19 protein-coding genes and 2 pseudogenes are annotated in these 24,824 nt (G+C 36.3%); 15 read left to right on the plus strand and 6 right to left on the minus strand.

Annotated elements, in window-relative coordinates; genetic code table 11:
* Window positions 1–735 precede the first annotated feature (735 nt).
* Window positions 736–954, minus strand: coding sequence for an IS3 family transposase (locus TR08_RS34120; protein ID WP_152597533.1), 219 nt, complete (start codon window positions 952–954; stop codon window positions 736–738).
* A 330-nt stretch (window positions 955–1,284) separates the two neighbouring features.
* Between TR08_RS34120 and TR08_RS26275 the strand changes: the two genes are divergently transcribed.
* Window positions 1,285–2,604: a cytosine permease gene (locus TR08_RS26275; protein WP_045523310.1), complete on the plus strand. Its 1,320-nt coding sequence runs from the start codon at window positions 1,285–1,287 to the stop codon at window positions 2,602–2,604.
* 270 nt (window positions 2,605–2,874) lie between these two features.
* On the opposite strand, the gene TR08_RS32870 is transcribed toward TR08_RS26275, so the two are convergent.
* Together TR08_RS32870 and TR08_RS26280 are read right to left on the minus strand one after the other, a co-directional pair.
* Entirely contained in the window at window positions 2,875–3,027 is a 153-nt protein-coding gene (locus TR08_RS32870; protein WP_193747857.1) for a hypothetical protein, read from the minus strand.
* 31 nt (window positions 3,028–3,058) lie between these two features.
* Window positions 3,059–3,907 (minus strand): hypothetical protein, encoded by an 849-nt coding sequence (locus TR08_RS26280; RefSeq protein WP_193747858.1) that lies wholly within the window; start codon window positions 3,905–3,907, stop codon window positions 3,059–3,061.
* Between the two features lie 357 nt (window positions 3,908–4,264).
* Here TR08_RS26280 and TR08_RS26285 point away from each other — a divergent pair, with 357 nt between their 5' ends.
* The 4 genes and pseudogenes from TR08_RS26285 (at window position 4,265) to TR08_RS26295 (ending at window position 8,252) form a co-directional block, all read left to right on the plus strand.
* On the plus strand, window positions 4,265–4,939 hold the full coding sequence (locus TR08_RS26285) for a uracil-DNA glycosylase (RefSeq protein ID WP_045523311.1): 675 nt from the start codon (window positions 4,265–4,267) through the stop codon (window positions 4,937–4,939).
* A 161-nt stretch (window positions 4,940–5,100) separates the two neighbouring features.
* Window positions 5,101–5,262, plus strand: a pseudogene (locus tag TR08_RS34230) (DUF6954 family protein); the annotation flags it as partial.
* A 533-nt stretch (window positions 5,263–5,795) separates the two neighbouring features.
* Window positions 5,796–7,097 carry a GntP family permease gene (locus tag TR08_RS26290; protein ID WP_045523312.1) on the plus strand — a complete coding sequence of 434 codons (1,302 nt, stop codon included), beginning with the start codon at window positions 5,796–5,798 and terminating at the stop codon, window positions 7,095–7,097.
* 15 nt (window positions 7,098–7,112) lie between these two features.
* Window positions 7,113–8,252 (plus strand): glycerate kinase family protein, encoded by a 1,140-nt coding sequence (locus TR08_RS26295; RefSeq protein ID WP_045523313.1) that lies wholly within the window; start codon window positions 7,113–7,115, stop codon window positions 8,250–8,252.
* Window positions 8,253–8,291: 39 nt separating this feature from the next.
* Here the strand turns inward: TR08_RS26295 and TR08_RS26300 are convergent, their stop codons facing one another.
* On the minus strand, window positions 8,292–9,320 hold the full coding sequence (locus TR08_RS26300) for a CdaR family transcriptional regulator (RefSeq protein ID WP_045523314.1): 1,029 nt from the start codon (window positions 9,318–9,320) through the stop codon (window positions 8,292–8,294).
* 290 nt (window positions 9,321–9,610) lie between these two features.
* On the opposite strand from TR08_RS26300, the gene TR08_RS26305 reads away from it, so the two are divergent.
* A complete protein-coding gene (locus TR08_RS26305) occupies window positions 9,611–9,826 on the plus strand; it encodes a hypothetical protein (RefSeq protein WP_045523315.1) in 216 nt (71 codons plus the stop codon).
* A gap of 541 nt (window positions 9,827–10,367) precedes the next feature.
* Entirely contained in the window at window positions 10,368–13,181 is a 2,814-nt protein-coding gene (locus TR08_RS26310) for a DEAD/DEAH box helicase (RefSeq protein ID WP_052427641.1), read from the plus strand.
* A 19-nt stretch (window positions 13,182–13,200) separates the two neighbouring features.
* Here the strand turns inward: TR08_RS26310 and TR08_RS26315 are convergent, their stop codons facing one another.
* Window positions 13,201–13,599, minus strand: coding sequence for a (deoxy)nucleoside triphosphate pyrophosphohydrolase (locus TR08_RS26315; RefSeq protein ID WP_045523317.1), 399 nt, complete (start codon window positions 13,597–13,599; stop codon window positions 13,201–13,203).
* Between the two features lie 420 nt (window positions 13,600–14,019).
* Between TR08_RS26315 and TR08_RS26320 the strand changes: the two genes are divergently transcribed.
* From TR08_RS26320 to TR08_RS26355, 8 genes and pseudogenes are all read left to right on the plus strand, one after another.
* Window positions 14,020–14,406: a MazG nucleotide pyrophosphohydrolase domain-containing protein gene (locus TR08_RS26320; protein ID WP_045523318.1), complete on the plus strand. Its 387-nt coding sequence runs from the start codon at window positions 14,020–14,022 to the stop codon at window positions 14,404–14,406.
* A 337-nt stretch (window positions 14,407–14,743) separates the two neighbouring features.
* Window positions 14,744–15,529, plus strand: a complete 786-nt coding sequence (locus TR08_RS26325) for an extracellular solute-binding protein (protein WP_045523319.1) — start codon at window positions 14,744–14,746, stop codon at window positions 15,527–15,529.
* A gap of 25 nt (window positions 15,530–15,554) precedes the next feature.
* A complete protein-coding gene (locus TR08_RS26330; protein WP_045523321.1) occupies window positions 15,555–16,043 on the plus strand; it encodes a COG4315 family predicted lipoprotein in 489 nt (162 codons plus the stop codon).
* A gap of 135 nt (window positions 16,044–16,178) precedes the next feature.
* A pseudogene (locus TR08_RS26335) lies at window positions 16,179–16,340 on the plus strand (RNA polymerase sigma factor); the annotation flags it as partial.
* Between the two features lie 277 nt (window positions 16,341–16,617).
* A complete protein-coding gene (locus TR08_RS33455) occupies window positions 16,618–16,785 on the plus strand; it encodes a hypothetical protein (RefSeq protein WP_238579252.1) in 168 nt (55 codons plus the stop codon).
* A 1,155-nt stretch (window positions 16,786–17,940) separates the two neighbouring features.
* A complete protein-coding gene (locus tag TR08_RS31545; RefSeq protein ID WP_238579258.1) occupies window positions 17,941–21,465 on the plus strand; it encodes a family 20 glycosylhydrolase in 3,525 nt (1,174 codons plus the stop codon).
* 397 nt (window positions 21,466–21,862) lie between these two features.
* A complete protein-coding gene (locus TR08_RS26350; protein WP_045523325.1) occupies window positions 21,863–22,690 on the plus strand; it encodes a Cof-type HAD-IIB family hydrolase in 828 nt (275 codons plus the stop codon).
* A gap of 666 nt (window positions 22,691–23,356) precedes the next feature.
* Window positions 23,357–23,920 (plus strand): GNAT family N-acetyltransferase, encoded by a 564-nt coding sequence (locus TR08_RS26355; protein ID WP_045523327.1) that lies wholly within the window; start codon window positions 23,357–23,359, stop codon window positions 23,918–23,920.
* A gap of 288 nt (window positions 23,921–24,208) precedes the next feature.
* Here the strand turns inward: TR08_RS26355 and TR08_RS26360 are convergent, their stop codons facing one another.
* Window positions 24,209–24,607, minus strand: coding sequence for a YmaF family protein (locus tag TR08_RS26360; RefSeq protein ID WP_045523329.1), 399 nt, complete (start codon window positions 24,605–24,607; stop codon window positions 24,209–24,211).
* Between the last annotated feature and the right edge of the window lie 217 nt (window positions 24,608–24,824).

Genomic DNA, 24,824 nt, shown 5'->3' on the forward strand with positions numbered 1-24,824 from the left:
GCTTCTTTGGCAACCCTCCAAGCAAATATGGTTTTGAGGGAAATAGGAGGTAGTGAGATTGATTGGCAAATAAATAATCTATAAGAAAAAATTATTGCAGCAACATTTAATAAAAAGCAACTATTGACGGCTGGCTGCAATGAAAAATCTAAATCACACTGTAGTATTTTGGTATTTAATGTAGAGAAATGTAACGAGATGAAAAAAATGGAACAAATGAAAAGGTTGTTAGCTAGTATTGGAAAAAAGAGTTTTGTAGAGTTTTACGAGGATTATCAACTATAATATAAGAAAGGAAAGAACTTAACGATAGAGGATAAGTATATAGTTTAGCTAGAAAATTACTAGAGTCTAATCCCGATGCAACTGAATTAGGAGGACAGATGATAAGAATTAATGCAGCTTTAAGATTATTTAAGAATGAATGGCAAGGAAAGCTTTAGAAGAAGTAATTAATTCAACTCATAAAATTATTACTAACGACGTTAAACTTAGAGCAAAAGAGTTAATGAAATAGATAGAGAGTATAGGCTATCCATTGATATTACAATATAATTTATTATGTGCTTGACCCAGTTTAGAGGGACAGGCATTTTTTTTATAAAAAATCTTTAATGATTCGCCACCAATTCTTTTCCAGTACCATAAATTTGATATACTAAACAGTATATCAAATTAATAGATATTATCGGTGTGGTCAAGCCCCCAAAAAATAGACATCAATAAATTCGGCATTTATGATGCATTTTGGTAATTTAAATAATACATTTTAGGAGAAACGAATCCCATTCTATGTTGGATTCGTTTTTCGTTGTAATAGCGAATATATTTCTTTAGATTTTGTTGAAAAGAATCGATTGGGCAGTTGGGATAAAAACAAGGGAATTCCGTTTTTAACTGCGAAAAAAAGCTTTCAATAACAGCGTTATCCCAACAGTTCGCCTTTCGTGACATACTTGGTATGAAGTGTAGCTCCTTACTTAGATTACCCTATGCCGTCGAAGGCACAAAAAGTGCCGGTGGAAAACATAGGGCGTGCCTGTCATTCCCCGGTTATGGAAGCTGTTAAAATAGAATGCAGCTGAATATTGTTGGTAGTTGGTTGTCTCGCGCTTCTTATTTTGCAATGAAAGTTGAAATAGTACATAAAATTGCCATTTTTCCCTGTATATTCTATCTAATGAATAATGGCAATTTTTAGTTCTTCTATACAATGACAGGGAAAGGAATACTTTCTAAAATGAATGTGTAAGCGATTTAAATGGTGAAATAGGAGGGAATTATATGTCAACAAATCATGCTGAAAATAAGCTATTGGATCCGGAATTTGAAACCGTCCCTGTTCCAAAGGAACACCGAAAATCTTTGGCTTCCGTTTCGGCAGTTTGGTTTGGTTTTCCAATGGTTTTGACAAGTGCGGTAATCGGTGGAGTCATCACAGCGATGCTCGGGTTCAAAGCAGGTGTCGCCGCGATCCTGGCTGGTAACCTGCTGCTATGTCTGATTGTTGGATCGCTTAGCTATCTGGCAGGGAAAACGGGCGAGAATTTTGCGATGACGGCGCAAAGAACGTTTGGACGATTTGGGTATATTGTTGTTTCTGGATTACTTTCCACCGTCGTAGTAGGTTGGTTTGCACTAATGGTAGGTCTTACTGGTGATACGATGTCCCGTTCATTTGGCGCAAACATGCTATTGATGACACTTTTAGGCGGTGTCCTTTATGTAGCCGCTACTTTTATCGGGATTAAAGCGTTAACCATGTTAGGATGGATTGCTGCGCCGTTGTATATCATTCTTGGAGTCATATCCATTGTTATTTCTTTGAAAACTGGAAGCTCTGATATCCTAAACTATGAGCCTATGACTGGTGTGGGTGCCCTGTCCTTTGGAGCAGCCGTCACGCTGGTGTTTGCAACATTTGCAGATTCGGGGACGATGACTGCCGATTTTACTCGCTGGTCGAAAAATGGCCGGGAAGGACTGCTCGCTGCCGTTACGGCTTTTCCATTCGGAAAGTTCATGGCTGAGCTTGTCGGCGCTATAATTGTTGCGACCGGTGTTATCCAAAATCCCGCAACAAACGGCGGCGATTTCATGCCCATTCTATCAGCACAAGGGCCACTCCTTACAACCTTGGCAATCGTGTTTGTATTTATTAATCTTGGTGTTGGCTGTACCCATTGTTTATACAACGGTGCGGTTGGATTTTCCCACATGACTGGAAAAAGCATGAGGTCGTTAACCATTGTACTAGGAATTGTTGGTATTATTGCTGCTGTTTCTGGTATTTGGAGTGCGTTCCAAAGCTGGCTCGAACTTTTAGGTTTAATTGTTCCACCAATCGCAACAATCATCATCATTGACCAACTCATTTTACGTAGAAAATCTACGAGCCGGGCAATCGATGCAAAGAAATGGAGACCCGTGGCATTTGCTGCTTGGGGTATGGCAGCGGTTGTCGCATTGCTTGTCAACTTCTTTGCCCCGCATCTTTCTGTGGTGGCCTTCGGAATAGGGTCCTCTGCAATCTTTTATTATGTAGGCAGTTTATTAATAAAACCTGGATCTGGAGCGGGTTCCCAAGTGGAAAATGTAGGATAAATTGGTCAACCAGTCTCACTCCCCGAGTTTTGTCGAAGATTGATAGTTCTTAATATTAGTAGATAATGTGTTAGAGGTAAGGTTTAATGTCGCTTCTAAAAATACGTCATTGCATCTTACCTCTAATTTCTGGGACAATTAAAATGTATAATCCTCATCTAGCAAATCAGTTAGACCATAGCTCTTGTTTTCATTAATCATTGCAAAGTTTCTTTTTGTTAAATTAGGAAAGTCATTTGATCAATCTCCCGTACAAATACAGACTTTAGATTATCCGTCTTTATGCATTTCCTCTATTAGTGATGATACTGCCGCCACAATACCATTCAATCCGTTTAACAGAAAATCAGCCGACTTCCCTTTCATATAATATTCAGTGGTTAGATCATTCGTAGGAGTGAAGTATACAATAAAATATTTCAAGGGCATTCTCCCAGTTCTATGTATACTCCCATTAAGCTTGATTTACATGCAGCCAATCATAGTACATGACTTTGCCTGTTTCGAGCACATAGCGTAATGGCGTACTCTCATTTCTGTTCTCAGGCAATTGATTGAGATAGAGTTCTTTCAATTTGTTGGTTAAGATTCCATAAAAGAAGGCAATCGGTTTTACCACCAGCTTGGTAGATTTCAACTTACGGACAAGCTGCTTAAATGACTGAATAGCAATAGCGAGAACGTCCTCTGTGTTTTGGTCACATTCAAATCGAAAAGCAGCGATTTGTACCATATGCCAGTATTCTTCAATCGTCTTTGCATCGGAGAAGAAGTATTTTACAAGCTGGACAAATGCTTGTGGAATTTTATCACTGACAAAAGTATGATCGAGTTCAATCGGCGCTTCGTTACGTTTAGTACTCTTTTGATTATTAGTTTTTAAAAGATTATTAGTTTCTTTAGGGTGGTTCAATTGTTCTGCTTTGGGTGGTTCACTTTGAGGGAAACGATTAAAGCTATATAGGTTGGAAGACTGAGATCCATTTTTCCGTTCTGTTTCATGGATGGTAAGAATTCCTAATTCTTTTGCTTTAAGGGTCATCCGTTTAAATGTAGAACGGGAGATTCCATTCCCTTGGTATTCCTCATTAATCGCTTTTAGCAACGTCCCAATTTTTGCATTACAAACACCAGGTACTTTTGCAGAAAAACGAACCAGCCGTTTCAACCCGACCAATTCCCCCTTTGAAAACTCCTGCTTCTTCACCGCTAACCACATCTCCACATGCGTATTAAACTCCTTCACACTTTTAAACTGAGAATACCAATCAAACCCTTCAATTCTGCCTGATTTCAAATTCATAAAAATGCACCAGCCTTTCTACCCTCTATATAGGAATCTAGAGGGCAAAAGGACAGGCTGGTTTGCAGAAAGTTGTTACAGAGTTGTGTACTTCGTAGAATGAAAAAAAATTCGGCAAATGCCGAATCTTTTTTTGGTGGATCATGATCATCCAACCACAGCCTACTGGGAACTTTGCTAATATAGGTTGGACTTTACTAGGCCTATTATTTGCAAACGCTTGGATGGTACTATCTATATAAGGAAAATCTCTATGTGGTAGAATTGACCTTTGTACTGGCTCAAAGTGTTTCTAACTCCACTTTTTAAACTTATAATTAAAATTATTTAACAATCTAGAAATGAGAGTGACAGAGAATGGCAATTTTAAAAAATGATTGGGCGCCTTTATTGGAGGAGGAATTTGAGAAAACGTATTATCAACACTTAAGGAAAACACTACTTACGGAATATCAAACAAAGGTCATTTATCCTGATCAACATGATATTTTTAATGCGCTCCACTACACTTCATATAAAGATACGAAGATAGTCATTATCGGTCAGGATCCCTATCATGGCCCAGGACAAGCCCACGGTTTAAGTTTCTCCGTTAAACCGGGAGTGAAAATTCCGCCATCATTACGCAATATTTATAAGGAGCTTCAGGATGATCTGGGTTGCTCTATTCCTAATCATGGTTACCTAGTGGAATGGGCCAAACAGGGGGTATTGATGCTAAACGCCGTGCTAACAGTCCAGGCAGGAAATGCAAACTCACATAAAGGTCTCGGTTGGGAGTTGTTTACCAATAGAGTCATAGAAATATTGAATCAAAGGGAGACACCAGTCATATTCATCCTTTGGGGTAATTTCGCACAGCAAAAACAACAATTGATTACCTCATCCCATCACTACATTATTAAATCGCCTCACCCTAGCCCATTTTCTGCCCATAATGGCTTTTTTGGCAGCCGGCCATTTTCCAAAGCAAATATGTTTTTGAGGGAAAATGGGAGTGCGGAGATTGATTGGCAAATGAATAATCAATAGGTAAAGCGACCAACTTTTTTAGTAATAGTTTGTGTTTCCTAAACAGAAAAGTCTGCATAATACGTTCCGTCTTGTAAAAGAGAAAATTGAAGAAGAAAAAATGGGGTTGAAGGAAATGAAGTGCTTATTGCACGTAGTTTTTATCATTCTCATTCCCACTTGTTACATTTTTCGGGCTTGGTCCTGTACTTTTAGAAGATGGAGCAGTACGTGAAAGGGTATTACCATCTCTCGTACTTGTAGTGATTTATGCTTTACTAGGTTTTGGTGTCAATAAATTAGTAAATAGAAAATTAGAAAAAAGGGGTGCCCCAAAAGAATAACTTTTAGGGGCACCCCTTTTTTGTGCATGGTTCTGTTAACCTACTGGCAATCCAATAAGGCGCTTGCCCATAATCGGTGAAAGTATTTTTCCATATGATTTGACGAAATTCCAGTTTTCCTATTCTGTGCTCGTAACAAAATATACATATTTAAAACTAGCGATTTTATGTATTGAATTTGGGGCATTTTTACGTCTTGCGCTTGATAGTACTGCTTTTCTTATTTTGAACTCTGATTGAAAACTCGTTGTTTAGTGCATATGCACAATGTAATTTGTTGGATTATCAATTGTTAGAGGAGCATTATGAAACTAAAATGAAGGTGTAGTTAATGAAAGGGCTTTTATGAAAGCGTTCTAGAAAGGGGTCACCAGTAGATAGAAAACGAAGAGTCTGCAAAAACCTGAAATAAATTATTGTGCAAACTCTTAATGGATCAATTAGATTTACAAATTAAATAAATTTCAAATTCAAGATAGATAAAAGCACCTTTCATCAAAATAATATTAACAGGACGATTAGGAGGATTTAATATGGCAGCAGCACTAGATATTAGCTGGATTGGCGCATTAAGCGGGCTTGCGTTGGCAATCATTTTGATTTTGTTTAGATTAGCACCAACTTATGCTTTGATTTTGGGAGCAATTGTTGGCGCCTTCATCGGTGGAGCTAACTTTGCAGATTCAGTTTTAATCTTGGTTACAGGAACACAAAGTGTTCAAGGAACGGTCATTCGTATTATCGCTGCAGGCGTTTTTGCGGGTGTAATGATGGAATCTGGAGCAGCGGAAACCATTGCGAAAGTAATTGTAGATAAACTCGGTGGAACAAAGGCGATGCTGTCACTGGCATTGGCGACCATGATTATCACAGCAGTAGGTGTATTTATTCCTGTTGCCGTACTTATTGTTGCACCAATTGCATTGTCTGTTGGCAACAAAATGGGTTATTCCAAAGTTGCTATCCTGGTTGCTTTGTCAGGCGGAGGTAAAGCAGGTAACATTATTTCTCCAAACCCGAATACCATTGCAGCAGCGGGCGGCTTCAAGCTCGACGTTAACCAAGTAATGATTGGCGGACTTGTCCCTGCAATTTTCGGAGTAATTGTAACCGTTATTATTGCATCAATAATTAAGTATAAAGGCACAAAAGTAACGGATGCGGAAGCAGCAGAATTAGAAAAGGCAAGCTCTACTAATCTTCCAGTTCTGTCAAAAGCCCTAGTAACTCCTGTCATCGCTATTGTTCTATTGATGATTAGCCCTATTGGTTCAATGATAGGGGTTGAGACATTAGCGAAACTGAAAATTGATTCCTTGTATATCCTGCCGTTTGCTGGTGTAGTAGGTTCCCTGGCGTTAGGCAAGAGGTCACAAATATTAGAATATTGTACAGCCGGTTTAAATAGGATGACACCAACGATTTTGATCATTATTGGTGCAGGTGCCATTGGCGGATTGATTACAGCCTCAGACCTCCCTGAACAGGTTGTTGCCCTGGTAGAGGCCTCTGGCATTTCTGGTACATTCCTTGCACCAATTGCAGGTGTATTGATGGCAGCAGCAACAGCATCAACATCAACAGGTGTCATTCTGGCTACTGGTTCATTCTCAGATGCTATTTTGAATACAGGTGTAGCACCACTGGCAGCTGCAGTTATGACGCATGCCGGTGCCACGGTGATCGACCATCTGCCACACGGAACTTACTTCCACGTTACACGTAATGCTATGAACATGACGATGAAAGACAGAATGAAGGTTGTCGGATATGAAAGTATTGTCGGTGTAACGATGACCATTGTAGCAATAATCTTGTTCGGATTTATTTTATAAAAGAATGGAGTGTAAATGATGGGGAAAACATTTTTATTGGCGCCTGATTCCTTTAAAGAAAGCATGACGGCAAAAGAAGTTTGCGAAGCAATGGAAATCGGCATAAAAAGAGCGATTCCGGATGCTGAATGCATTCATGTACCAATGGCAGATGGCGGTGAAGGCACCGTCCAGTCGTTGATAGATGCAACAGGTGGTACATTGATACAAAAAGAAGTTACCGGGCCCCTTGGCACACCAGTTATGGCACAGTATGGAATTCTGGGAGATGGCAAGACAGGTGTTATAGAGATGGCATCAGCAAGCGGAATTCATTATGTTACGAAAGAAACAAAAAATCCTTTCATTACCACTACATTTGGAACAGGAGAATTAATTAGGGATTGTATAGAACAAGGCATTACTGACATAATTCTTGGCATTGGTGGAAGCGCTACGAATGATGGCGGTACTGGAATGGCAGCCGCACTGGGGTATAAATTTCTAGATAAAGACGGGAATGCGCTGCCACTTGGCGGTGGATATTTAGATAAACTCGATATAATCGATAATTCTAATGTTATTCCACAATTAAAAGAAATAAACATTTTGGTAGCATCGGATGTAACCAACCCATTGTGTGGAGAACGCGGCGCATCAGCTGTTTTCGGTCCACAAAAGGGTGCCACTCCGGAAATGGTTCAAATTCTGGATGAAAATTTGAGGCACTACAGTAAAGTTGTAAAAGAGCAGCTTGGAGTAGATATGGTGGATGTACCTGGTGCAGGTGGTGCAGGCGGCCTTGGTGGGGGACTGCTCGCATTTACTAATTCCACAATGAAAAAAGGAATTGAAATTGTTATCGAGTATACAAATTTAAAAGAAAAGCTGCAAAATGTGGATTATTGCTTTACAGGAGAAGGCGGTATTGATTTCCAAACAAAATTTTGGAAGGCCCCTTACGGAGTTGCCCAGGCAGCCAAAAGTGTTAACAGCAGCATTAAAGTAATCGCACTGGCAGGTTATGTTGGGCAGGATATTGAAACTTTATACAATGAAGGTTTCGACGCCATTTTTGGCATCGTTCCAGGAGCAGCAGATATTGAAACATTGCTGGTTAAAGGCAAGGAAAATGTTAGCCGCACATCTGAAAGCATCGCTCGATTATTAAAATAAAAATGAAAAACAACACATCAGATATTGGTGTGTTGTTTTTCATTTCTCCCGATTAATCAGTATAAAGATTAGTTCCACGAGTTCCCATATATTTTTGGGATCTTTGCCGGTAATTTTAAAAATCCTGTTTAATCTGTAGTTCAATGTATTTCTGTGGATAATGAGCCGGGTGGCAGTTTCATTGGCGTTCAGGTTACAGCTGAGATAAACCTGCAAAGTTTTTATCAATTCATCATTTTTATCAAGTAAATGGACCTGCATTTCTGCTTTTGAATCCTTCCTATGCAGTTCGGACATATCAGCGATGAATTCATATCTCGAATAGGAAATGACTTTTTTATTAAAAAAAACACCCTTCAAAACTCGCATGGCTGATTTGGCCTGCAAGAATCCCTCAGAAATTTTATCACTTATTTTGCTAATGGAAATGAAAGCATCTGGAAACTGGTTTTCAATCTGTTGTTGGAGTAAATCAATCTTATTCGCTTCCTGAACTACAATACAATACGAATGATTGGATGTTTTAAAGGAAGGGAAATTATGAATGATTTCCTTATCAATCTTATAAGGAAATTCTACATACACGATTTGGGAAGGTTTATTTATCCTGATACCATAGGCTAATGCCTGGTCTGTTAGTTCTTTCGTATATGTTGTTTCTGGATCTGTAATTAAGTTAAAGAACTCCTGTTTTAAGTTCTTTTCCAGATTTTCCTTTTTCAATGAAACGCTTTGTTCGATTAATAAAATTACTGCTGACTTAACAAGGTTTGCGAATGGTCTTGTTTCCTTAACCTCGCCGCTGATACCTACCACTCCGATAATGGCTTCATTCAATTCGATTGGCGAGTTAATGCCCTTTTTTACGAACTCTTCATCCTTTTTAATTTCTATTATTTTCTTTTGTTTTATGGCAGCCACCGCCCCATTGTGCAGTGTACCAATCCTTTCTTTACTTCCACTCCCGATAATAACGCCTGTTTTATCCATAATATTAATATTATAAGGAATATCCTTCATCATTTTATTAACAATGTTTTGAGCCTGATTATGTGTCAATTCATACATAGCAGTTGCTCCTTCATAATCACTTGTCTAAATTATATGCATCACTTAATTTATTTTCAATATAACTCCGGAAATTTAATATATAAAAGGAAACAATACGTTTACACTGTACAGGCAACTGAACTTTGAACGACTTATAAAAATTGCAATCTCACCAACTTTCTCAATGAAGTAAAACTGTATTTCTCGGAATGATTGTACTATCTGTGTGTTCTAAAAATACCCCCTTCCAAATATAGATGAACTATATATGAATGGTAAAAACATTCTAGAAAAGGAGCGGAATGAAGTTGAACACAGAAATTGATTTATTTCAGTTGGCTCAAGATTATGCAAATACTCGTCATAATGGACACCTAACTATAATGAAGTTGTCAGGAAATTGGAGAGCATGTTTTGGAACACCTGGGTCTGAAAATATACGAGAAGATTTTTCAAAGATGGTAGAAGGTAAAACGCTTGAGGCATGTCTGCTTAAATTACTAAAAGACCCAGTGAAGTTTTGATCAAGAGAGGGACACCCCTTCTCTTTTTTTTAGTCTCCTCCTCTCTTCCGCCCCGATTGAAGCTTATCTTCCAATTAAATTATGAAATGTTAGCCATCTTCAAAATAACTATATGGTTAGAATTAAAGGTTGAAATAATATCAGTGAAATACCTCAGGTTTAGAGCCGGTAGATAGTATGGGAAGACAGAAAAAGCGGTATTCTTCTAACTTAGTCTTAACAGTTTCCTCAGCTGGCTTATAAAGATATTCAAGTTTGTCAATATTTACACCAATCAGTCCGATATTATACATTTCATTCAAACACTTTATTTTTTCGTATATATATTTTATATTCGAAAAAACAGATTATCAGAATCATTTACTATTAGTTAATATATTTAATGAAGAAGTGAATATAACAGTAGTTATTATCAACAAGATCTTTTATTCATCATGGATAGAGGATCTTTTTATTTCCTTCCATATATTGTACAATTTTTATATCTCCAAATATTAACATTATGTAGAAGGATATTAAATATATAGTCAGGGGAAAATCGATGGATACGGTCGAAAAGAAGTTAATTGTGAATTCCGAAAAAGGGAATTTATTAAGAGAATTAGTGAGATCCATGAACGAGTGTGAGCGGTTTTATTTTAGTGTAGCTTTTATTAACTTTAGCGGCTTGCAGCTTTTGCTTGACCCTTTAAAGGAAGCAGAGGAAAAGGGTGTTAAAGGGAAAATCATTACGTCAACTTATCTGAATTTCACTGATGCAAAGGCATTGGAAAAGATTAGAGAGTTTAATAATGTGGATTTAAAGGTTTTTGTTACGGATAAAGAGATTGGTTTCCACACGAAGGCCTACATATTTGAATACAAAGATAGCTATAAAGTGATTATTGGTTCATCAAATATTACACAGAGTGCATTGAAAAGTAATATTGAATGGAATGTTGAAATCGTCACTAAAGAGAATGGTCGATTTATACAGGATGTTTTAAAGGAATATGATTATCTATGGAATATGAGTGAGGTTGCCGATCAAGATTTTATTAATAGATATGAAGAGTTTCTAAAGAGCTTTAAGGATACAAAGCAATCACGTCAATTGATATATGAAAATAAAAAATACATTGTCCCAAATAGAATGCAAAGACGAGCTACAGAGAATTTAGAGAGACTGAGAAGCTTTGGGGAGAAAAAGGCGCTTGTCATTGCTGCGACCGGTACGGGTAAAACCTATATGTCAGCATTTGATGTGAAAAGCTTTAAACCAAAGAGACTTCTTTTTATTGTTCATAGAGAAGAGATCTTGAAAAAAGCAAAGGAAACCTTTGAACTGCTTTTACCAAATGAGGGACTTTCCTTCGGTCTACTCACAGGTAACCATAAACAAAAAAATGTTGATTATGTGTTTGCTACTATTCAAACCATATCTAAATGCTTTCATGAATTTGATAGAGAAGAATTCGAATACCTGATTATTGATGAAGCACATCATGCGACTAGCCCAACCTATCAAACTGTATTAGACTACTTTAAGCCTAAATTTACCTTAGGGATGACGGCAACACCTGAGCGCAGTGACGGTTATAATGTCTTTGACCTTTTTGATAATAATGTGGCAATAGAAGTCCGCTTGCATGAGGCGCTTGAGGACGAGCTAGTTATTCCTTTTCACTACTTTGGAATTACAGATATTGAAGGTATAGATTTGAGTGATGTGAACATTGACGATATTGCTGAAATCACAAAAAGGTTAAAGGTTAACGAACGCGTTGATTTTATTATTGAGAAAATGGACTTCTATGGTCATGACGGTGAAAAAAGAAAGGGACTAGGTTTCTGTGCTAGTATCGAGCATGCTCAGTATATGGCTAGTGAATTTAATAAAAAAGGTTATCAGAGTGTTTGTTTACACGGTGGAGATTCACCAGAAACACGTGAACGATTTATTAATCAATTAGAAAGTGACCATGACGAATTAGAATTCATTTTTACAGTTGATATCTTTAATGAAGGTGTGGATATTCCATCTATAAATACCGTATTAATGTTAAGACCAACTAATTCTCCCATTGTATTTATTCAGCAGCTTGGAAGAGGGTTACGGAAACATGCAGAAAAAACTTTCTTAACGGTACTCGATTTTATCGGGAACCATAACAAAACATTCCTAATTGCACTCGCATTAAACGGAAGTCGTTATTATGATAAAGAAAGTTTGAAGGTAGCAGTTGCAACAGGATTTGCTAATATACCTGGGTGTACCCATATTCAAATGGATAAAATCACACAGGAAAGAATATTGACTCAGATTGATAGTGAAAACTTCAATTCAATGAAGTACCTTAAGGAAGAATACTTTGAATTTAAGAAACTTAATCAAGGTCGGATACCATTCTTGCTATTGGATTATCTGAAGTATGACGGAGCACCTGATCCTGTTAAATTCATTGATCGGGAAAAAACTTACTTACAATTTGTGGCCAAAGTGGAGAAGGATGATTATTTAAAGGAACTTTTACAGAATGAAGCGTTTGAAGGGACTTTAAAAGAACTGTCAAGCAAGCTTCCACTTAAGCGAATTTATGAGTTTGTAATCATTCGCTATTTATTAGAACACGATGAAATAAATCTAGAAATTGCAAAGAAACAAATCTTAAAGATGATAACTGAAATTGATGATGATAGTGTTCTACATGCCTTTGAGTGCCTGAATCAAAACTACTATGATAGTGTACAAATAAAGAATAAGCCTAAATTAGTTCAATATAGCAATGGCAAACTTATGAAGACTCCACTTTTTAAAGAGCTATTGGAAAATGAAGATTACAAGAAGTTTATCGAAGATATTATTACTTATGGGATTTTCCGATATGAAAAGGAATTTAAAGCTGAGTACTACGGTGTGCCACATTTTAAACTTTATGAGCAATATCAAATGGTGGATGCGGCTTTACTATCTAACTATCGTAAAATCCATAGTTCCTTTAGAGGGTCAGGATTGTTAGCAAATGGGAATGAGTATTTTCTATTTATTGATTTACATAAAGAAGAGGATGTTAAAGAAAGTATTAATTACAAAGATAAATTTATTAGTCCTCACGAATTTCAATGGCAATCAGTGAATAGTACAACCCAACAGTCTGAAAGAGGGAAAAATATTATTTTTAATAAACAACGCAGTGTCAATCTTCACTTATTTATTCGTAAGTATAAAGAGATTGATGGTAAGACGGAGCCATATATTTATATCGGTAAAGGGAATTCGGTTGAATTTGAAGGGGATAAGCCAATTACGGTATGGATGGAATTAGAAAATGAAGTACCGGCAAGTTTATATACAGAGTTTACTAAAAAAGTGTAGTCTTCTCAGGTTGAGAAGACTATTTTTCATTTATTAATTGTTCAACAGCCGGAATGTCTGCGGGTGCCCACTTGAGAGAATCAAGATTTTCTCTTTTTAACCAGATTAGCTTGGAATGCTCACTCGGAGTTGGCGTACCTTCGACAACCTTGCATTTAATAGAAATTAAATTAATGATAAAGGTTTCGTATTCATGTGTGTTGTCGTTGAAGATTGCTTTTGTTGTCTCAATCTTACATTCCAATTCTTCGTCTATTTCTCTTTCTAGTGCTGAGAATATATCTTCATCCTTTTCCACTTTCCCACCTGGGAACTCCCACATATTAGGAATAGACATTACTGGCGATCTTAGCGCACATAATATTTCGTTATTTTCATTTTCAATAACAGCAGCAACTACTTTTACGAGTTTCTTCATGATAGCCTCCATTGATATTTATAATCATAATAATATCATTTTTTAAAATTATATTCTTTTAACAGGAACCGCTACTACTATTACGAACGAATGTTTTGAGAAAAGTGGAGATAAAATGAAAGAAGCGTTATCAAAGGAAATAGGTCTATTCAAACAGTTATTAATAGTAATTGGATTTTAATTTACCTTGGCATAATCGACATATCAATCAACTTCATCTAATTAAGCTAAATCTTTGATTAAAAGGGTAGAGGACTTGTAACATATTATTTAGAGAAACTAATCAAACGTTTAATTAAATCGGTTAATAAACTAATCAAACGATTGATTGAATGGGCGGAAGCCTTGGTAAACCTGGTTTAGAAAACTAATCAAACGTTTGATGAACAATTGAGCGGTCTAATGACGGAAAGGATTATAATGAAAGACATACAAAACTTTACGAAACAGTATCAAAAAGAAATGGGATGGGAAATTACTGATGAAAGTTATGCTAAAAGCAGAGATTCTCTATTAAATAATTACATGCTGCTGACGACGGAGGTTGCCGAGGTTGCGGAAGAGCTCCGTAAGGCCTTTAATCTTACTTATTCCTATAACCAAGAGGGAATGGATGAAGAGCAGGCTTTTGAGTTGGCTAAGAACCAGATTAAAGAAAACATCAGCAAAGAGCTGTCGGACTGTTTGGCTTATATGCTCAAGTTTTATAACTTTTTTGGCATTGACGCAGAAGAAAGTTTTTATCAAAAGATGGCTGAAGTAAAAAATCGTAAGAATAAGGATATTGTATTAGCTAAGAAAAAGTAAGGGTCAGAATCTCTTAACGGTTATTAGTAGAATACAAATATATACAAAGAGTTTTAAGAGCGAAGGGATAAGATAATTCCTTCGCGTTTTTTTGTTTGAGAATGGGCCTAATTGAGAAGGTTAAATTAAAGTAACTGGTGCAATTAACAAGATAAGAAAAACTAAGTTAGGAGGTTTCGATGATTACAGCTAACGAAATCTACCATCCTTGACAAGGCTCTAAAAATACTAAAAACACCGCAGTGGAAAATTCTTTTTAAAAAAATATATTATTTCAAACCGTTTTGCGTTTTTTCTCGTTACCTATAGTGATACTTGTAAAAAAGGAGGAAAAGAAATGAACAAAACCGTATTTATTTCTGGATTATTATTAATGATGCTAGTGCTGCTCGGGCTTTCGGAAGCCGCGGATTCGAAACAGGCGCAGGCCAGCCGAAATAATGATGAAGTTGTAAACGTTTACGGACCAGGAGGGCCTCTCGGGCCAATGAAAGAGCTGGCGGAACGGTTTACAGAGGAAACGGGAATAAAAGTGAATGTAACTGCTGGTCCAGAAGCAAAATGGATCGATAAAGCCAAACAGGATGCCGACATTATTTATGGAGGCTCCGAGTATATGCTTCGTGACTTTATGCTCAAATATCCCGGAATGATTGATGAAAAAACACGTACAGAGCTGTATCCGAGAGCGGCAGGCATTTTAGTCAGAAAAGGAAACCCAAAGAACATTCGATCGTTGGAGGATTTAACGAAAGATGGCGTTAAAATCATTGATGTCAATGGTGCTGGCCAGCTTGGACTGTGGGAGGATTTGGCGGGAAGAAAAGGGCTTATTCCTGGAATTGACCGCAATATTGCCATTTCAGTAATATCAAGCGCGGAAGCCATTGAGCACTGGAAAGCTAATTCCAAATATGATGCTTGGATTACATACGAGTCTTGGCATTATCGGTTAAAGGACGAGACAGATTTGGTTCAGCTCCCTGAAGAAGACAAACTGTATAGGGGAACACCTATTAGTATGACAAATGATTCGAACAATAAGAAAGACGCAAAAATGTTTATCGACTACTTAAAAACAGAAGCTTCACACCAAGTTTTTCAAAAATGGGGATGGAAATGATAACTAGTATAAGGAGTGGTTGGAGATGAAAAAATGGATGTTAGTTTTATCAATTTTTGCTTCTATATTTGTTTTAGGCGCCTGTGGAAATGAAGCTGAAGAAACGGCAAAGGGAACTCAAAGCGAAACTGATGCAGCATCGGAAACTGTTGCTAAAGAAGAAGACGCGGCAAGTTTGCAATTGCTTAAGAATGAAGCGGTAGGTGAGTATCTTTCTGATTCAGAGGGGAAGGCGCTATACTATTTTAAGAATGACGTATCCACAAAAAGCAACTGCACTGGTGATTGCTTAGCAAAATGGCCGCCATTTACAGAAAAGGAATTTGAAGTGCCGGATGGGTTCAATAAAAAAGACTTCGGTACGATTACAAGAGAGGATACTGGGGCGGAGCAGGTAACGTACAAAGGATACCCTCTGTACTACTTTGTGAATGACAAAAAAGAGGGTGACGTAAACGGCCAGGGTGTGAAAGATGTATGGTTTATTGTAAACAGTGAAACAGTCTTTCAATAAATATAAAAAGGATCAGGAACTTTCACAAGAGTGATGGTTCCTGTTCATCATTCTATTGTAGGGTTTAACCAATAATAAAGATATCAATGGTGAGGAGTGCAGGTACGATTGAAGAACAAACGTGATGACGAATTAATGAGATTAGTGAAAAAAAAGCATCGTCCTGCTCTAGAAGAACTTTATGATCGCTACATTAAATTAGTCTATAGCTTTGGATTTAAATTTACAAACGGCAATGAAGATAAAACGAAAGAAATTGTCCAGTTAGTATATTTAAAGCTTTGGACGACAAAAAGCAGCATATATATTCAATAAATAGGCACCCCCCTCTTTTGTCATCTTATTGTCTTGATTTTAACAAATACTCTTATTCCGTAATCGGGCGCTTATCCAGAACAATGATGGCGTCTTATTTAATGTAATAGAGTATTGTGTTAATCACTTAATTTTGGAATAATTGGTATTAAGCAAAAGGGCAGTTTTACCGAATAAGTGAGGATATAAGTTTGCGGTGGATAATACTTTACCTAACGAAGTAAGTTGTTGATATTTTCAAAAGGAGTTAAAAACAGTTATGACTCAATACATATATATTGCTTCACCAATGAAGCTCCCTCAAGGTTCGTTCGGTTCAAATCCCGTGTCTTCTGAACAACCCAATGTCTTTAAAAGTGAATTAGACTTTGCACATCTTTATTTTGAAAATAATTACGATGGCAAACTGAAACGAAAAGTTTCATAATAGTCCCCATTTCTCATTCATTCACCAAGTGGCAGTTTACGTTAATTATATCACTTTTAATTATAGATTAAAGGGAACACCGGAAGAGGAAAAGTGTTTAAAAATACTATATTTTTATTTAGAAGAAGCCCTTCAATCCAGTGGAATTGTAGAGTATTTTACTTCCCTCAGTGGCAAAGAAGATTTGGAAATTTCAAAAAGAAGAAACATTCGTTGGATGGAAGTAAAAACACCTTACGACCTAGTGTTGGAAGACCGTGAGTTTTGGGAAATTACATTATAAAACGACATAATAATGCCTTTTGAACGACAAAAGATGTGATTTTTGATCAACACATGAAATATGAGCCTCCAAATACAGATGTGTTAGGTACTAGAGAGTAGAGTTATTCATTCTGAATTTTCAAAAAGTTAAACGCTTACATATTGTTTTTTTTACCAACGAGTGATATACTGAATATAATTTCCATATTGTTCACATGTTACTGATTCGATCAGGCAGGGTGGTATAGTTGAAAGAATTTTCAATTCTTTTGATTCAACCTCCGTGCCTTTTTTGCGTTTATTTAAAGAGATTAAACAGCGTTATGGTAATAAGAACATTGTGGAAATTGACAACTAGACAACTAGACTTATATCTATTATTTCAAATTACAAAAATATACCGAAATAGGGATGTAAATAAAGTAGGTCTATCTATATAGAATATGAACTGATAAATCATTAAGTAATGTTTTATCAGCATAACTAAAAATGGAGCTGACCTATCGTATTTAAAATAAGTCAGTTTACATTATTTCATTAAGGGGGTGTAAGATTTTGGTATAGAAAAATGGCTGTACACTAAAATTTTTTATTAGAAGCAACGAATATTTTTAAATTTAAAAAAAGGTGAGGTGACAATAAGTAAAAAAGTACTGTCAATTTTTATAACTGAAGCTCAATTCATTTTCCTATAGTAGTTTGATGAAAATATTCATATACGAGGTGGAATTATATGAGAAAATCAGGAGTTATCTTATGTCTATTTGAAATTTGATGAGAAAAATTTGAAGAAGGTACTTATATAATTGATACTTAAAACCCAAATAAAGAGGAGAATGTAGGTTGAAAAAATTAATTAGAAATAAAACTTTCCCTTTGACATTAGTAATTATGTTACTATTTAATTTACTTAATTTTGGATTAATATTACCTAATAAAGTTAAAGCTGCGCCCAATATTCCTTCCTTATTACCTAAACCTGTAAGTTATATACCCGGCACTGGTCAATTTACTTTAACCCCAAACAGTTCGATATACGTAGCCGGGAATTCTCAAGAGGAAACAGATGAAATTTATAACATTGCCAAATTATTTGTAGAAAAGTTGAATACTTCCACAGGATTTAATATCAGCATTATAAAATCAAATAGCCCTCAAGTAGGAAGTATTTATTTTACTACAATAGGAGGAGCTTCAGAGCAAGGGAATGAAGGATATAGTTTAGTTACAGAAACTGATAAAGTTACAATTACTGCGTATAAATCTGAAGGTATTTTCAGAGGTATGCAAACATTAATACAGCTCTTACCAGCAGAGATTGTAAAGAGTACAGTTGTTACTGGTGTACCATGGGTTATACCTAGTTCAACTATTAATGACAAGCCTTCATATAGTTATCGAGGACTAATGCTCGATGTAGCTAGACACTTTTTCACAGTAGATCAAGTTAAGCGTCAGATTGATCTTGCATCACAGTATAAGATTAATAAACTCCATTTACACTTGTCAGATGATCAAGGATGGCGGATTGAAATTAAATCCAGACCAGACCTCATAACATATGGAAGCATATCGGCAGTTAATCGTGATCAGGGTGGATATTATACACAGGAACAATTTAAGGATATCGTAAGCTATGCAAATGCTAGATATGTCGAAGTTATTCCTGAAATTGATATGCCTGGACATACGAATGCAGCATTAGCATCTATTCCAGAATTAAATCCTACTGGAGTCAGAGCGCAACCTAGGTATGATATAGCTGTAGGTTATAGTACACTTATGGCTCGATCTGAAGCAACTTATGATTTTGTTGATGATGTAATAAGAGAACTTGCTGCTATTTCACCTTCACAGTATTTTCATATGGGAGGGGATGAATCTCATTCAACTTCTGATGAAGATTACGATTATTTTATAGGAAGAGTCGCAAGTATTGTAAATAAATATGGTAAGAAAATTGTAGGATGGGACCCATATGATACTTCTACAGGTATAACATCGAAAGATTCCATTCTACAAAACTGGCATGCTACTCCTTCAACTGGGACTTCTGCCATATCAAAAGGAATGAAGATGATATTATCTCCAGCAAATGCTTATATAGATCAGAAATACTACCCTAATTCTCCTTTAGGATTACAATGGAGAGGATATATAAATACAAATAAAGCTTACAGTTGGGATCCAACAGATTTTGCTCCTGCAGCTTCTATTTATGGAATAGAAAGCACACTATGGTCAGAAACCGTTGTTACTCAGGATAATTTGGATTACATGATATATCCAAGATTAATAGCTAATGCAGAGGTTGGCTGGACACCTAAGAGTATGAGAGACTGGACCGATTTTAAGACTAGACTTTATAACCATGCTTCAAGTTTAGAGAATAAGGGAATCAAGTATTTCGCAGATCCTATTGCTTTCACTCCACCAGCACTGCCAATTAACTCAAAATGGAACATGGATGAAGGTACAGGAACTACAGCAGCCGATGGCGCAGGTAGATATAATGCAACACTATTAAGTACCACAACATCTCTTCCAACATGGACAACAGGTAAATTTGGTAGTGCTGTTAGTCTTAATGGGACTTCTCAATATATAAGTTTGGGAGGCACAGAGATAACTGGAGACTGGACGTTAGGTATGTGGGTTAATGGCAGATCTAATACAACCAAGAGTGCTGAGGTACTTGTTAGTGGTCCAACATCTAGTATTAAGGCTAACCAATGGAATAAAACAGGTAAAGTTGGATTTTCTGTATATGGAGTTAAAGACAGTACATTCAATTATAAGCTTCCTACTACAGACACATGGGTTCATCTGACCTTTGTTGGCTCCAGTGCAGGGACATCACTTTATGTTAATGGTGTACTTATTGAAACAATTCCAGATAAAATGAATGGTCCAATGTCATATGTGGGAGCTGAAATACAACCTGGAACTGGTTCAAAAACTTCATTCTTTGCAGGCAGCGTAGACCAGCTAACAATAGTCGATAGAGCTTTGAATGCCAATGAGATTGTAGCATTGACAAAATCACCAATAGCAACTTTAAGTTCTATTACTTTAAATGGTACACCATTAAATGGATTTGCAGCACAAACAACAGATTACAATGTAGTGTTACCGGCAGGAACAACTGAAGTTCCAACAGTAGCTGCAACTACATCAGATAGTAATGCAAGTGCAGTAGTAACAGCTGCAACAAAACTACCAGGTACAACAACTATAAAGGCAATTGCTGAGGATGGAACTACAACAAAGACATATAATGTTAACTTTACAGTTGATAAATTGAATTCTGTCAAGATAACTGCTGATAAAGAAATCTTTGGCAAAACACAGACAGGAATGCTTAATATAACAGGAAAGCTTGATAGCGGAATTGATGCGGATCTTACAAATGCTACAATACAATATACAAGCAGTAATTCAGAAGTAGCATCTGTAGATAACAACGGGGTAATAACACCTAATAAAGAAGGAAATGCAGTTATTACTGCAATAGTTAATCTATATGAAACAATAATAGAATCAAATAACATCCCAATCGTAGTAGATTATACAGCACCTGTTTCTTTCGCAAAGGTAAATGGAAACGGGTCGAATGATTGGTATCATTCGAATGTAACTGTTGCTTTAAGTTCAAATGATAATTTGAGCGGCCTTAACAGGACAGAATACAGAATAGGCGGTAGCGGTGATTGGATTCCTTATAATAAGCCAATTGACATTAATCAAGAGGGAGTTAATACGCTGGAATTTCGCTCGATAGACAGAGCAGGTAATATTGAAGAGACAAAACAGCAGATTATAAAAATTGATAAAACAATGCCGCATTTTAATCTTACTGTAAATGGTAATAACTTAAATGTTGGAGCTTCCTTCGATGACTATTTACCACTTACCTTTAAAGTTGCAGATGATTTATCTGGAATTGCTTCAGCAACAATCAAAATAGACGGAAAGGTCTATATTATTGACACTAAAACACAGCAGAGTGTAGATATTGACATGGCGGGGAAACTAGGAAGTTTTACAGCTCTAGTTACACTCGAGGATTTAGCTGGAAACCAATTGGAAACTTCGCTCGACTTTAATGTCACTACAAGTATTAACTCAATGATGGAGCTGGTAAGCCGCTATAAGAATTCAGGTGACCTCTCCGGACCAATAATACCACAGCTTACAAATCATCTTAAGCAAGCCCAGCATCAGCTAGATATTGGGAAGCCTAATAATGCAGCTAAGCATTTACAGGACTTTTTAGACGCACTTAATAATAAAGCATTAGTTAATTATAGCAGTGAAAAAGCTAAAACTGTTTTGAATGTAGATGCACATAAAATAGTAAATAACATAACTTATCCATCCTATTCGATTGCAGCCAAATACGGTTTATTAAACTAGTATAAAGATTTGTGTAATAATTTGTCACCAGCTTTTGCTGGTGCTTTTTTTTATGGCAACGAGAAATCATTAACATCGCTTTATTTTTCATTCACAGGTATATTAGTCTTTTCCGACTTTAAAGTATATCCCAACACCTACTGGGTTTATTCCATACAAGTACTTAAGAAAGTGTTGGCAAAAAGGTTTATTAGATTTATTGAAGTATGGGTTTCCTGAAAATCTTACGTTTAAAAAATGAAAAGATAATTTGTACCAGTGTTATTCTAAAGGATTCTATGTGAATGGAGTTAGCGATTTTGTTCTTTCTTCGCACTGGTTTCTTATAAATACTTTCACTCAAACATAGACTTATAGTAAAATATTTAGAAATGTTAATAGGAAGGAAACAACTAGAATGACATATAAAATGATTGTCCTAGATTTAGATGATACATTGCTACGTGATGATTTGACCATCTCACCACGAACAAAGCAATCTCTGATGGAAGCACAGGAAGCGGGTGTAAAAGTAGTGCTAGCTTCAGGGCGGCCAACAAGCGCGATGCTGCCCATTGCCGATGAACTGTGTTTAAAAGAATACGGTAGCTTCATTCTTTCATTTAACGGAGGAAAAATCATCGATTGCCAAACAGGTGATGAATGGTTTAGCTCTACATTGCCAATTGAGACAGTTCATCACTTATACGAAATCAGCCGTCGTGAAAATGTGTGGATACATACGTATGTCGGCGAGACGATTATTACGGAAGAACCAAATCAGTATACAGATATTGAAGGAGAACTAACGAAGCTTGAAATAAAAGTGGTCGACAGTTTTATAGATGCAGTGACAGAGCCTGTTGTCAAGGTATTAATGCTTAAAGAACCTTCGATTCTTGCAAAAGTGGAAAAGAAGCTACAAAAGGAATTTGCAGAAAGCTTAAGTATTATGCGTTCAAAACAGTTCTTTCTTGAGTTTACTGAAGCAGGTGTAACAAAAGGGACAAGCTTAAACAGTCTCATTCAACAGCTTGGCATTAGCAGAGATGAGGTCATTGCGATAGGCGACAGCAATAATGATCTGTCGATGATACAATTTGCCGGCCTTGGAGTTGCGATGGGCAATGCGTCTGAAGCGATAAAAGCACAGGCTGATTTTGTAACAGATACCAATATGAATGACGGCGTTGCTAAAGTTGTTGAAGAGTTTATCTTAAAAACAATACCAGTTAGCATTCAATAGACACAAAAAATGAGGATATGTTTTCAATGATTCAGTTGAAAATACTATAGTGGACTTTAGGTGTCCGTTTCGAGCCAGTTAGTCTTTTGTCCAGATTTTTCATACAAAGACATTTTTGAAAACACCCACTATTCCTACTTTTATAATAGGAATAATTTCGATTAAAACTGAAATTGAAAAGAGTTTTTCGCCAGATTCATAAATTTGTCATTTTATTACAGATACGTTTGACAATACCGCTTTAATCTTGTTGAACTAACGTGGCAGGTTAATTCAACAAGGAATTTTTTGACAAGAGTAACTTGTGAGGATATAATATTTAGAAAATTCCGTATTAAATAACGTTGATGATAAGAGTAGTTAAGAAGTGGATATTTACAGACAGCTCCTGTTTGCTGAAAAGGAGTAGTATTCGTCTTAATGAATAAAGCCTCGGAACTTCTTACCAATCTAATGAAAAATAGGGATAGTAAGACGGGATCTTAAGATAGAAAGATAGGGTATGAAAGTACCTGAAGAGGTTGATATGGTGCCGTTTCAACAAACTGAGGTGGTACCACGAAGTTACAACTCTCGTCCTAAAGATTTATTTCTTGGAAGTGAGAGTTTTTTTATTTCACTGCTTTTCATTATAAATTTAAAAAGTTCAGAGAGAGGGAAAATCAAATGAACCCATTGTTGTTAGATGTTCCTTTAAAATTAGAAACAGAAAGGCTAATGCTTCGAGCACCACTACAAGCTGGTGACGGAGAAATTGTGAACCAAGCAATTGGAGATTCCTTTTATGAATTAAAATCGTGGTTGTCACTTTTCCAGGAACTTCCTACTGTTGAAGAAACAGAGATAATGTTAAGGAATGCTCATATAAATTTTTTAAAGAGAGAAAGTTTTCGTTTTCTTATCTTTGATAAAGGTGGCAATGACTTTATTGGAACTACGAGCCTCCATGGGATTGACTGGGACATTCCAAAATGTGAAATTGGATACTGGATTAATACAAAATATAGCGGTAATGGATATATGACAGAAGCTGTAAAGGAATTGGCTAACTTTGGATTAAATAATATCAAATTTAGAAGAATTGGAATAAGGTGTGAATCAACAAACCTTAAAAGTCGTGCTATCCCAGAAAAACTTGGGTTTGTATTAGAAGGTACTTTAAGAAATGATGATTTATCCGCTGATGGTAACAAACTGACTGACACTTGTGTTTATTCTATAACAAAGTAACATTGTGAACAATTACACTTAAACTAAAGGGTGCAAGAGTTGAAGATTCGGCTGCCATTTCTGGCGGCTGTTTTTATTGAGCTAACGGTGCAGGTTAGCACAATAAATTGGATAAGGTAAGCAAAAGCCGTGAATTATCAGGTTCTATCTATTAAACTAGGTTACCATTAAGAGAGGTTACCTCAAAATCCCAAAATTTAATTACTGAAACACAATTGTAGAGGAATAGAAAAGGTGAAACACTAGTAGGTGCACACCCTTGTCCTCCTTAAAGGTAACCTTTTCCCCTTATACAAGAGGCTTTTCAATTAAAGTAGCAAATTCAAGCTCATGGACATGTCCATCATCTAGGGTAGTGGTTCCTTTGACAAAATGTACATGTTTACCATTGCCAACTGGGATAGCAGGACCTGTTTGTATTCCTACCTCATGATGATGATCTAAAAAGTCGGTATTAGTTAATATTACATGTACATGACTATCACCCTTTGGAATTACTTCACTTGTAACCCCTGCAAAACGATGATTATGTCTATCCTCTCCTTCTTCAGCTAATTTGGTACTTGCCAAAAATTCATGAACATGTGTTTGTTCTGATTCTTCAGAATTTGTATTTTTGTTAGACTGCTCTCCTTTTTGAGATCTATTTCTTTCATAATTTTCTCTTTGCCTTTGAGCTTTACTCATAAAATGGAACCCCCTTTTATATTAGAGTACAGTTTATAATATTAGTAATGGTAAGGTTTTATGAAAGAAAGATTTTCTTTATCTTTTGCTTCAAATGAATATACTTTTCCTTCTTTTTGATAATAAAAAGACTTGAGTGTCGGTTTGAACTTAAAGTAATGGGTGCAAGAGTTAAAGATTGGGATGGCTGCGGCGATCCCATGTTCTTATTGCACTA

The organism is Neobacillus niacini (assembly GCF_000759675.1).
Taxonomy (GTDB): Bacteria; Bacillota; Bacilli; order Bacillales; family Cytobacillaceae; genus Neobacillus; species Neobacillus niacini_A.